Below are 10,900 nucleotides of genomic sequence, written 5' to 3'. Positions count from 1 at the left end.
CGGGCGGGCTACTCCGCGAGACCGCTCGTGATCTGCTCGGAGGCGTCCTTGGCGGCCTGCCGGGGGTCGCCGCCCTGGAGGACGGCCGTCATGTACGGCTTGATGGGGTTGGAGCCCTCGATGTCGGCCCACTGCGGGGAGTTGGGGGTGGCCCGGCCGCGGGCGGCGCCGACGGCCATGGTGGCGGTGGCCTCCTGGTCCTCGACGGCGGAGGCCAGGGAGGCCTTGTTGGGGACGTAGTTCATCGCGCGGGCGAGGTCGGTCTGCCACTTCTCGCCGGCCAGGGCCTTGACGACGTCGAGGGCGGCGGCGCGCTCGGGGGCGTTCTCCGGGATGATCAGGTCGGAGCCGCCGGTGAAGACGGCGCACGGCTGGCCCGCCTTCTTGCCCGGTATCGGGAAGAAGCCCAGCTTGTCCTTGAGGCCGGGGTTGGCCTTGGTGATGACGGGGATGGCGCTGGGCGTGGCGATGATCTGGGCGACCTTGCCCGTGGCGAAGACCTCGGCCTGCGGCGGGTTCTGCTCGTCGGCGTCCTTGGGGCCCTGGCCGTGGGACTGGAGGTCCTTGTAGAACTCCATGCCCCGCAGGGCGGCGGCGCTGTCGAGGGCGCCGGTCCACTGGCCGCCCTTGTCGACGGCGAGTTCGCCGCCCTCGTCCCAGATGAAGCCGGACAGGGTGTACCAGTCCTGGCCCGCGAGGTAGATGCCCTGGGTGTCGGCACGGTTGAGCTTCTCGGTGTCGTCGAGCCACTGGGCGCGGGTGGCGGGCGGCTTGGTGACGCCGCCCTGCGCGAAGAGGTCCTTGTTGTAGATGACGATGCGGTTGGCCGCGTACCAGGGGATGCCGTACTGGGCGCCGCCGATGGAGCCGGGTTCGGCGAGACCGGGGAGCCAGTCCTGGCTGCCGAGGTCGCGGACCGACTCCAGGGTGAGGTCGTAGAGCTTCTCGGTGTCGGCGTACTGCGCGACCTGGGTGTTGCCGACCTCGATGACGTCGGGTCCGCCGGAGCCCTTGATGGCCTCCGTGACCTTCTTCCCGATGCCGGTCCACTCCTGGATGGTGAACTTCAGCTCGATGCCGTCGTGCTCGGCCTCGTACGCCTCCGTGAAGCGCTGGAGGAAGTCGTCGCTGACGCTGTCGCGCATCAGCCAGACGTTGACCGTGCGGGTGCCACCACCGCCCGGAAGGAGACCGCACCCGGACAGGACGAGGGCGGAGACGACTGCCAGCGGACAGACGAGACGGCGGTTCTTCACGTAGGTCACCTTCTGCGTTCCAGGGCACGGGCTGCGGCATGGAGTGCGGCGGCACGGGGGGCTGACCCGACGTGTGGGGGGACCTGACGGGAGGTTCGCGCGGGTATGTGGCCTGGATTCTGGTCTGGACCAAAGCGGATGGTCAAGTCCTTGACCAATCGGGCCGTCGGGCCCGGCGCCTCGGCCGGGCGGCCGTGGACGTGTCGCGGACCCCGGCGGGGTGGGGCACGGTGGAGGGAACGCACCGAGAGGAGTCCGGCTCCCATGTCGAACCACACCTACCGCGTCACCGAGATCGTCGGCACGTCCACCGAGGGCGTCGACCAGGCCATCCGCAACGGAATCGAACGTGCCTCACAGACCCTGAGAGGCCTCGACTGGTTCGTGGTCACCGAGGTCCGCGGGCATCTCGCCGACGGGGCGATCGAGCACTACCAGGTCGGGCTCAAGGTCGGCTTCCGGCTGGAGGACGAGGCCTGACATCCGCTCCGTCAGGTCCGCCCCTCCCCCTCCTGGGCCTCCGACAGCACCTCCGAAGGCGCTGTCCACCGCGCCCGCACCACGGTGAAGCCGGCCTCCTCGGCGGCCTCGCAGACCAGCTCGTCGTCGTCGACGAGCACGCGGATCTCGCGGTCCTCCCCGAGGCGGCGCAGCACGTCCAGCTTGGTCTGCCGGGCGGGCCGCCGGTCCCGGTCCCCGCGCATGTGGACCGGGCCCTCGGGGAGGCCGTGGGCGGTCAGCCAGGCGAGGGTGTCGCGGCGGCAGCGTTCGGGGCGGCCGGTGAGGTAGACGATGTCGCACTCCTCGGCGGTCTCCCTGCACAGCGCGACGCCCTCGGCGAGCGGCGGGTCCTGGGGCGCGGCGGCGAAGAAACCGTTCCAGTCGCGCGACCTGCCCTCCAGGAAGTGCTGGCGGTGGGCGGTGGAGCTGAGGGTGTTGTCCAGGTCGAAGACGGCCACGGGCCTGCGGTGTCGGGTCACTCCCCCAGCCTAGGCACCGGGCACGCCCGCCCAGCGGACCGGGCGCCCCGGTTTTCCGGGAATCCCCGGCGCCCCGGCGCGTTGAACCCTGCGTGAGCACCGTGACGACGACCGCACTCGAAGGCATCCGATTCTCCGTCCTGGACCGTTCCCGCACCCGGGAGGGCGAGGACGGCGGGCAGGCGCTGCGCGACACGGTGCGGCTCGCCCGGGAGGCGGAGGAGCTGGGTTACCACCGGTTCTGGGTGTCGGAGCACCACAGCGTGCCGGGGGTGGCCGGCTCGGCGCCGACGGTGCTGGCCGCCGCGGTCGCGGGGGCCACCTCCCGGATCCGGGTGGGGACCGGCGGGGTGATGCTGCCGAACCACCAGCCGATGGTGGTGGCCGAGCAGTTCGGGGTGCTGGAGTCCCTCTTCCCGGGGCGGATCGACATGGGGCTCGGGCGTTCGGTGGGGTTCACGGACGGCATCCGGCGGGCGCTCGGCCGGGACAAGGAGGACGCCGACCGTTTCGGCGAGCAGGTGGAGGAGCTGCTGGGCTGGTTCACCGGCGGGCAGACCGCCCATCCGCAGGTGCACGCCCGGCCGGCGGAGGGGCTGCGGGTGCCGCCGTTCGTCCTGGCCACCGGTGAGGGCGCGGCGATCGCGGCGGCGGCCGGCCTGCCGCTGGTGATCGGCGACCTGCGGGGGCGCTCGCGGATGCTGGCGGCGGTCGACGCCTACCGGTCCGCGTTCCGGCCGTCCGTCTGGTCCGCGGAGCCGTACGTGGTCGTCTCGGGCACGGTCGCGGTCGCCGCGACCGACGACGAGGCCCACCGGCTGCTGAAGCCGGAGGCGTGGTCGCTCGCCCACTCGCGCACCCAGGGCGTCTTCCCGCCGCTGCCGCCGCCGGAGCGCGTGGAGCGCCTGGAGGCGGCCGGGATGACGGAGAGGCAGCGCGGCTTCTACACGTCCGGCCTCCAGGGCCACATCCACGGCACCCCGGAGCGGGTCGCCGGGGAGCTGGCGGAGCTGGTGCGGGAGAGCGGGGCCCAGGAGGTGCTGGTGACGACGAGCACGTACGACCGGGGCGCGCTGCTCGACTCGTACCGCAGGCTCGCCCGTCTGGCGGGCCTGACCAGGGCAAATGCGACGGACGGCCTAGAATCGGCGGATGCACAGCCGCACTGACGTCCCGCCGGCACCGCCCGCGCCCCACGATCCGTTCGTCCGCGTCCGGGGCGCCCGCGAGCACAATCTGCGCGGTGTGGACGTCGACGTCCCCCGGGACGCGCTGACGGTGTTCACGGGCGTCTCGGGCTCCGGGAAGTCCTCGCTGGCGTTCGGGACGATCTACGCGGAGGCGCAGCGCCGCTACTTCGAGTCGGTGGCGCCGTACGCCCGTCGGCTCATCCACCAGGTGGGCGCGCCGAAGGTCGGGGAGATCACCGGGCTGCCGCCCGCGGTGTCGCTGGAGCAGCGCAGGGCCGCGCCGAACGCGCGCTCCTCGGTCGGCACGGTGACGACGCTGTCCAACTCGCTGCGCATGCTGTTCTCCCGTGCCGGCACCTATCCGCCGGGGGCGCCGCGGCTGGATTCCGACGCGTTCTCCCCCAACACCGCCGCCGGGGCCTGCCCTTCCTGCCACGGCATCGGCCGGGTGCACGGGACGAGCGAGGAACTGCTGGTCCCCGACCCGGGGTTGTCGATCCGCGAGGGTGCCATCGCCGCCTGGCCGGGCGCCTGGCAGGGCAAGAACCTGCGGGACGTCCTGGACACCCTGGGGTACGACGTGGACCGGCCCTGGCGGGAGCTGGGGGCGAAGGACCGGGAGTGGATCCTGTTCACGGACGAGCAGCCCGTGGTGACGGTCCATCCGGTGCGCGAGGCGGGTCGCATCCAACGCCCTTACCAGGGCACGTACATGAGTGCCCGGCGCTATGTGATGCACACGTTCTCGGACTCGAAGAGCGCGACGCTGCGGGCGAAGGCCGAGCGGTTCCTGACCAGCAGCCCGTGCCCGGTGTGCGGGGGCGGCCGGCTGCGGCCGGAGGCGATGGCGGTGACCTTCGCCGGCCGGACGATCGCGGAGCTCTCCGCGCTGCCGCTGACCGATCTGGCGCGGACGCTCGCCAGGGCGACGGGACGGAACGCGGCACGGACGGCGGCACCGGCAGCGGTAGAGGAAGCGGCACCGGCACCGGAAGAGGCACCGGCAGAACAGGCACCGGCGGCATCGGCGGCACCGCCGGAGCCACGCTCCGAGACCGCGCGGGTCCTCGGCGAGGACCTGGTGGCGCGGATCGGCACGGTCACGGAGCTGGGCCTCGGCTATCTCAGCCTGGACCGGGCCACGCCGACGCTGTCCAACGGCGAGCTCCAGCGGCTGCGCCTCGCCACCCAGTTGCGCTCGGGGCTCTTCGGGGTCGTGTACGTGCTCGACGAGCCGTCCGCGGGGCTGCATCCCGCGGACACCGAGGCGCTGCTGGTGGTCCTGGACCGGCTGAAGGCGGCGGGGAACACGGTGTTCGTCGTCGAGCACCATCTGGACGTGGTGCGGCACGCGGACTGGCTGGTGGACGTGGGCCCGCGGGCCGGGGTGCACGGCGGCCGGGTGCTGCACAGCGGCCCGCCGGCGGGACTCGCGGAGGTGGCCGAGTCGGCGACCCGCCGCTTCCTCTTCGACCGGACGCCCGCGCCCGGGCGCGCGGTGCGCGAGCCCTCCGGGTGGCTGCGGACCGGACCGGTCGACCGGCACAACCTGCGCGGCCTCGACGCGGCCTTCCCGCTGGGCGTGCTCACGGCCGTCACCGGGGTGTCCGGTTCGGGCAAGTCGACCCTGGTGGGGGTCCTGGCCGGGGAACTTCCCGGGGTGGAGCGCCTGGTGACGGTCGACCAGAAGCCGATCGGCCGGACGCCCCGCTCCAATCTCGCGACCTACACGGGCCTGTTCGACGTCGTGCGCAAGCTGTTCACCGCCACCGACGAGGCGCGGGAGCGCGGCTACAAGGCCGGGCGTTTCTCCTTCAACGTGCCCGGCGGGCGCTGCGAGACCTGCCAGGGCGAGGGGTTCGTCTCCGTCGAGCTGCTGTTCCTGCCGAGCACGTACGCGCCCTGTCCGGACTGCCGCGGGGCCCGCTACAACCCGGAGACGCTGGAGGTGCGGCTGCGCGGGCTGACCATCGCCGAGGTCCTGGACCTGACGGTGGAGTCGGCCGCGGCGTTCTTCGCGGACGTCCCGGCGGCGGCCCGGAGCCTGGGCACGCTGCTCGACGTGGGCCTCGGCTACCTGCGGCTCGGCCAGCCCGCGACGGAGCTGTCCGGCGGGGAGGCACAGCGCATCAAGCTGGCCTCCGAGCTGCAGCGGCCCCGCCGCGCCCACACCCTGTACGTGCTCGACGAGCCGACCACGGGGCTGCACCCGGCCGATGTGGAGGTGCTGATGCGCCAGCTGCACGGTCTGGCCGACGCCGGTCACACGGTGATCGTGGTCGAGCACGACATGGACGTGGTCGCCACGGCGGACTGGGTCGTCGACCTGGGTCCGGGCGGCGGCGACGAGGGCGGCCGGATCGTGGCCGCGGGCCCGCCCGCGGCCGTGGCCCGGGCGACGCAGAGCAGGACCGCTCCGTATCTCGCCCGGGCCCTGGGCCTCCCCGCGACCGGGGAGGCCCGGTGAGCGCCTACGCCGCGGTGTCGAAGGTGTAGTGGCGGGTGTGGTCCAGCATGTCCGCCGGGGTCACGTCGTTCCACGGACGCATGGTGTCGTTGAGGTCGACGACGTTGGCGGTGCCGGCGGCCGGGAGGTACGGCGACCGGGGGTGGCGGGCCTGCCAGTCGGCCCACAGCTTGTCGATGAAGGCGTGGTGCATCCAGAACACGGGGTCGTTCGGGGAGACGCCGGTGGCCATCTGGCCGCCGACCCAGACGTGGACGCGGTTGTGGAGGTTGACGCCGCGCCAGCCCTCCAGGTGGTTGCGGAAGCCGTCCGAGGAGCTGTTCCAGGGGGCCATGTCGTAGGTCTCCATGGCCAGGACGGAGTCGACCTCGGCGCGGGTCGGCAGCTGGCGGCCGCCGGCGCCCAGGTCGCGGCGGAGGTAGTCGCGACCGTCGACGCGGACGTTGATCGTCCAGCGGTTGCCGGAGCGGGCGAACGCGCCGTCGAGGACCTGGCCGTCGCGGGCCCGTCCGGTGCCGCCGAGGAAGTCGGGGGCCCAGATCGAGGAGCTCGCGGTGCGGTCGGCGGTCCAGTCCCAGTAGGGCAGGGCGACGGTCGCGTCGACGGACTGCAGGGCCTGCTCGAACTGTATGAGGAAGCGGCGGTGCCAGGGCAGGAAGGAGGGCGAGCGGTGGCCGACGCGGTCGCCGCTGTCGGTGTCGCTCATGATGAAGGCGTTGTGGGTGGTGACGAAGGTGTCGTAGCGGCCCGAGCGCTTCAGTTCGAGGAGGGCGGCGACGAAACGCCGCTTCTCGTCGGCGGTGAGGGCGGCCTGGTTCTTGCGTACGGTCACGGTGGTACGGCTCCTGGGTGAAACGGGGTGTGCGGGATCGGGTCAGGCGAGGGTGAGGGGAACGAGCGGTGCCCCCTGGAGCTCGCGTACGGCCGCGCGGGCCACGGCCTTGGGCGTGGCGACGGGGTCGTAGTGGTTGATGACGCTGATCCAGGTGCCGTCGGCGTTCTGCATGACGTGCAGTTCCTCGCCGTCGATCGTCACCGAGTAGCCGCCCCCGTGGTGCCCCCCGTGGTGGCCGCCGCCGTGCGACGGGCCGCCCTTGATGCGGCGGCCCTGGTAGACCTCGTCGAAGGCGGCCGGCTGCGCGCCGGCCGCCGGCGCGGCGGCGCGCGGAGTGGCGGCGCCGGCGGAGCCGGCCAGGGCGAGGCCCGCGACGGCGCCGGCGGCGCCCGCGGCGACACCCAGGGCCTGGCGGCGGGTGATGCTGGACATGAAACCCCCAAATGAACTGGTACGACCGGGGGTTTGGTCATATGCCCCCGGCAGGACCCATCAGTACCCGGGGGTGCCCGGACGCCGGAAATCGCCCGGAACGGGTTGGCTGCGATATGGACAACTCGCCATGATCAGTACAGCCTTGAACGGAGTCGATCTTGCGGTTCCGGCACACGGAAGCGCCCCGGAACGAAAGTTCTGCGAAGATCACGGGGATCTTGTGAACGATCTTTCGTTCCGGGGCGCCGGACGTGGTGGGGCTCACGCTCCCAGACTGTCCGGATTCAGCCGCGCGCCGTCCGCCGCGCCCGCAGCCACTCCTTGTTCATCGCCGCGATCGACGGCAGCGGGATGCCCTTGGGGCAGGCGGTCGCGCACTCCCCGGTGAGGGTGCAGCCGCCGAAGCCCTCGGCGTCCATCTGGGCCACCATGTCGAGGACGCGGGTCTCCCGCTCGGGCGCGCCCTGCGGCAGCACGCCCAGGTGGTTGACCTTGGCGGAGGTGAAGAGCATCGCCGAGCCGTTGGGGCAGGCGGCGACACAGGCGCCGCAGCCGATGCACTCGGCGTGCTCGAAGGCGAAGTCGGCGTCCGCCTTGGGGACGGGGGTGGCGTGGGCGTCGGGGGCGGAGCCGGTGGGGGCGCTGATGTAGCCGCCGGCCTGGATGATCCGGTCGAAGGCGGACCGGTCGACGACGAGGTCCTTGACGACCGGGAAGGCGGCGGCCCGCCAGGGTTCGACGTCGATGGTGTCGCCGTCGCGGAACGAGCGCATGTGCAGCTGGCAGGTGGTGGTGCGCTCGGGGCCGTGGGCGTCGCCGTCGATGACGAGGCTGCAGGCACCGCAGATGCCCTCGCGGCAGTCGTGGTCGAAGGCGACGGGGTCCTCGCCACGCAGGATGAGGTCCTCGTTGAGGGTGTCCAGCATCTCCAGGAACGACATGTCGGGCGAGACGCCGTCCACGTCGTAGGTGGACATGGCGCCTTCGGTGTCGGCGTTCTTCTGGCGCCAGACGCGCAGGGTGAGCCTCATGCGTAGCTCCGCTGGGTGGGGTGGACGTGTGCGAAGACGAGGTCCTCCTTGTGGAGGACGGGGACACCGGACGGGGTGGACTCCCAGGCGGCGACGTACGCGAACTCCTCGTCGCGGCGGGCGGCCTCGCCGTCCGGGGTCTGGGACTCCTCGCGGAAGTGGCCGCCGCAGGACTCCGCGCGGTGCAGGGCGTCCAGGCACATCAGCTCGGCGAGTTCGAGGTAGTCGACGACCCGGTTGGCCTTCTCCAGCGACTGGTTGAACTCCTCGCCCGTTCCGGGGACCTTGATGCGGCGCCAGAACTCCGCGCGGATCTCGGGGATGCGGCGCAGCGCCGTGCGCAGGCCCTCCTCGGTGCGGGCCATGCCGCAGAACTCCCACATGAGCGCGCCGAGTTCACGGTGGAAGGAGTCGGGGGTGCGGTCACCGTCGACGGCGAGCAGGAGGTGCAGCCGGTCCTCGGTCTCGGCGAGGACCTCCCGCACCTCCGGGTGGGCGTCGGTGACGGGGGTGTCGTGCGGGTGGCGGGCCAGGTAGTCGTTGATGGTGGCGGGCAGGACGAAGTAGCCGTCGGCGAGGCCCTGCATGAGGGCGGAGGCGCCGAGCCGGTTGGCGCCGTGGTCGGAGAAGTTGGCCTCGCCGATGGCGAAGAGGCCGGGGATCGTGGTCTGGAGGTCGTAGTCGACCCAGAGCCCGCCCATCGTGTAGTGGACGGCGGGGTAGATCCGCATCGGGACCTCGTACGGGTTCTCGGCCGTGATCCGCTCGTACATGTCGAAGAGGTTGCCGTACTTCTCCTCCACCTCGGCGCGGCCCATCCGGCGGATGGCGTCGGCGAAGTCGAGGTAGACGCCCTGGCCGCCGGGGCCCACGCCGCGGCCCTCGTCGCAGACGTTCTTGGCGGCGCGGGAGGCGATGTCGCGGGGGACGAGGTTGCCGAAGGAGGGGTAGACGCGCTCCAGGTAGTAGTCGCGCTCGTCCTCGGGGATGTCGTTGGCGGGCCGGGTGTCGCCGTGCGCCTTGGGGACCCAGATGCGTCCGTCGTTGCGCAGCGACTCGCTCATCAGGGTGAGCTTGGACTGGTGGTCGCCGGTGCGCGGGATGCAGGTGGGGTGGATCTGGGTGAAGCAGGGGTTGGCGAAGTACGCGCCGCGCCGGTGCGCCCGCCACACGGCGGTGGCGTTGGAGTTCATGGCGTTGGTGGAGAGGTAGAAGACGTTGCCGTAGCCGCCGGTGGCGAGGACGACGGCGTCGGCGTAGTGGGTGGAGACGCGTCCGGTGATCAGGTCGCGGGCGACGATGCCGCGGGCCCGGCCGTCGACGACGATCAGGTCGAGCATCTCGGTGCGCGGGTGCATCTCGACGTTGCCCGCGGCGATCTGCCGGGACAGCGCCTGGTACGCGCCGAGGAGGAGCTGCTGGCCGGTCTGGCCGCGGGCGTAGAAGGTGCGGGAGACCTGGACGCCGCCGAAGGAGCGGGTGTCGAGCAGTCCGCCGTACTCGCGGGCGAAGGGCACGCCCTGGGCGACACACTGGTCGATGATCTCGACGGAGATCTGGGCGAGCCGGTGCACGTTGGACTCGCGGGCGCGGAAGTCGCCGCCCTTGACCGTGTCGTAGAAGAGACGGTGCACGGAGTCGCCGTCGTTGCGGTAGTTCTTGGCCGCGTTGATGCCGCCCTGGGCGGCGATGGAGTGGGCGCGGCGCGGGGAGTCCTGGTAGCAGAACTGGACGACCTGGTAGCCCTGTTCGGCGAGGGTGGCACCGGCGGAGCCGCCGGCGAGGCCGGTCCCCACGACGATGACGCGGTGGCCGCGGCGGTTGGCGGGGTTGACCAGCTTCGCCTGGAAGCGGCGGGTGTCCCACCGTTCGGCGACGGGGCCGGTGGGGGCCTTCTCGTCGGCGAGCGGGGTGCCCAGGGTGTAGTCGGGGGAGGTCATTCAGCTCACCACTCCGGTCATGACGGCGACGGGTACGGAGACGAAACCGGCGGTCAGCAGCAGCGCGAGCCCGTTGGCCGTGGCCTTCAGGAGGCGTTCGCGGCGGGCGTTGCCGACGCCGAGGGTCTGGGCGGCGCTCCAGAAGCCGTGCCGGACGTGGAGTCCCACGGCGAGCATGGCGACGATGTAGACGACGTTCCCGTACCAGGTGGAGAAGGTGTCGACGACGTTCTCGTACGGCCTGCCCTCCTGGAAGCCGCCGGAGTGGACGGTGCCGGTGGTCAGGTCGAGGACGTGCCAGACGATGAAGAGGCCGACGACGACCCCGCCCCAGCGCATGGTGCGGGTGGCGTAGCTCGCCCTCCTGCGCTGGTGGACGTACGCGGTGGGGCGGGCCTTCAGGTCGCGCCTGCTGAGCTGGTACGCGGAGACGGCGTGGGCGACGACGGCGGCGAGCAGCACGATCCGGGCGAGCCACAGGCCCCACTGGTGGTGCAGGACCGGGGCGCCCATGGTGCGCAGCCAGTGGCCGTAGGCGTTGAACTCCTCGGGGCCGAAGAAGACCTTGAGGTTGCCGGCCACGTGGGCGACGAGGTACGCGAGCATGGTCAGGCCGCTGACGGCCATGACGGTCTTCTTGCCGATCGTGGACGCCCAGAAGCCGCGGGTGGGGCCGGCGGGCGGGCGGTCCGCCTTCCGGCCGTTCCGCCGGTCGCCGTTCCGGTCGCTCTTCCGGTCGGGGTTGGTTGCCAGAGCCATGCCAGCG

At 72.3% G+C, this 10,900-nt stretch carries 10 protein-coding genes; 3 read left to right on the top strand and 7 right to left on the bottom strand.

Translation table 11 applies throughout. The features are described from left to right. Positions 1-8 precede the first annotated feature (8 nt). Entirely contained in the window at positions 9-1,256 is a 1,248-nt protein-coding gene (locus tag OG309_RS32460) for an extracellular solute-binding protein (RefSeq protein WP_329426356.1), read from the bottom strand. 264 nt (positions 1,257-1,520) lie between these two features. Between OG309_RS32460 and OG309_RS32455 the strand changes: the two genes are divergently transcribed. Beyond that, the gene (locus OG309_RS32455) at positions 1,521-1,736 is read left to right on the top strand and encodes a dodecin (protein ID WP_329426354.1); all 216 of its coding nucleotides are present in this window, start codon (positions 1,521-1,523) and stop codon (positions 1,734-1,736) included. Positions 1,737-1,747: 11 nt separating this feature from the next. Here the strand turns inward: OG309_RS32455 and OG309_RS32450 are convergent, their stop codons facing one another. Continuing rightward, positions 1,748-2,236 (bottom strand): phosphatase domain-containing protein, encoded by a 489-nt coding sequence (locus OG309_RS32450; protein WP_329426353.1) that lies wholly within the window; start codon positions 2,234-2,236, stop codon positions 1,748-1,750. Positions 2,237-2,337: 101 nt separating this feature from the next. On the opposite strand from OG309_RS32450, the gene OG309_RS32445 reads away from it, so the two are divergent. Next, a complete protein-coding gene (locus tag OG309_RS32445) occupies positions 2,338-3,405 on the top strand; it encodes an LLM class flavin-dependent oxidoreductase (RefSeq protein ID WP_329426351.1) in 1,068 nt (355 codons plus the stop codon). After that, the gene (locus tag OG309_RS32440; RefSeq protein ID WP_329426349.1) at positions 3,389-5,893 is read left to right on the top strand and encodes an excinuclease ABC subunit UvrA; all 2,505 of its coding nucleotides are present in this window, start codon (positions 3,389-3,391) and stop codon (positions 5,891-5,893) included. The genes OG309_RS32445 and OG309_RS32440 overlap by 17 nt, the downstream gene beginning before the upstream one ends. 4 nt (positions 5,894-5,897) lie before the next feature. On the opposite strand, the gene melC2 is transcribed toward OG309_RS32440, so the two are convergent. From melC2 to OG309_RS32415, 5 genes are all read right to left on the bottom strand, one after another. Then, a complete protein-coding gene (gene melC2 / locus OG309_RS32435; protein WP_329426347.1) occupies positions 5,898-6,725 on the bottom strand; it encodes a tyrosinase MelC2 in 828 nt (275 codons plus the stop codon). A 42-nt stretch (positions 6,726-6,767) separates the two neighbouring features. Next, positions 6,768-7,160 carry an apotyrosinase chaperone MelC1 gene (melC1, locus tag OG309_RS32430; RefSeq protein ID WP_329426346.1) on the bottom strand — a complete coding sequence of 131 codons (393 nt, stop codon included), beginning with the start codon at positions 7,158-7,160 and terminating at the stop codon, positions 6,768-6,770. 287 nt (positions 7,161-7,447) lie between these two features. Next, positions 7,448-8,194, bottom strand: a complete 747-nt coding sequence (locus OG309_RS32425; protein WP_329426344.1) for a succinate dehydrogenase/fumarate reductase iron-sulfur subunit — start codon at positions 8,192-8,194, stop codon at positions 7,448-7,450. Next, positions 8,191-10,134: a fumarate reductase/succinate dehydrogenase flavoprotein subunit gene (locus tag OG309_RS32420; RefSeq protein ID WP_329426342.1), complete on the bottom strand. Its 1,944-nt coding sequence runs from the start codon at positions 10,132-10,134 to the stop codon at positions 8,191-8,193. Before OG309_RS32420 ends, OG309_RS32425 begins: the two co-directional genes overlap by 4 nt. After that, positions 10,135-10,761, bottom strand: a complete 627-nt coding sequence (locus OG309_RS32415; RefSeq protein WP_329428657.1) for a succinate dehydrogenase — start codon at positions 10,759-10,761, stop codon at positions 10,135-10,137. Positions 10,762-10,900 lie beyond the last annotated feature (139 nt).

Source organism: Streptomyces sp. NBC_01268 (assembly GCF_036240795.1).
In the GTDB taxonomy this organism is placed as follows: Bacteria; Actinomycetota; Actinomycetes; order Streptomycetales; family Streptomycetaceae; genus Streptomyces.
This window is presented reverse-complemented; position numbering and strand designations above follow the sequence as displayed.

Coding starts and splice junctions, on each gene's coding strand:
- OG309_RS32455 (WP_329426354.1), top strand. CDS start 1,521: ATGTCGAACCACACCTACCGCGTCACCGAGATCGTCGGCACGTCCACC.
- OG309_RS32415 (WP_329428657.1), bottom strand. CDS start 10,761: ATGGCCGTCAGCGGCCTGACCATGCTCGCGTACCTCGTCGCCCACGTG.
- melC1 (WP_329426346.1), bottom strand. CDS start 7,160: ATGTCCAGCATCACCCGCCGCCAGGCCCTGGGTGTCGCCGCGGGCGCC.
- OG309_RS32440 (WP_329426349.1), top strand. CDS start 3,389: ATGCACAGCCGCACTGACGTCCCGCCGGCACCGCCCGCGCCCCACGAT.
- OG309_RS32420 (WP_329426342.1), bottom strand. CDS start 10,134: ATGACCTCCCCCGACTACACCCTGGGCACCCCGCTCGCCGACGAGAAG.
- OG309_RS32425 (WP_329426344.1), bottom strand. CDS start 8,194: ATGAGGCTCACCCTGCGCGTCTGGCGCCAGAAGAACGCCGACACCGAA.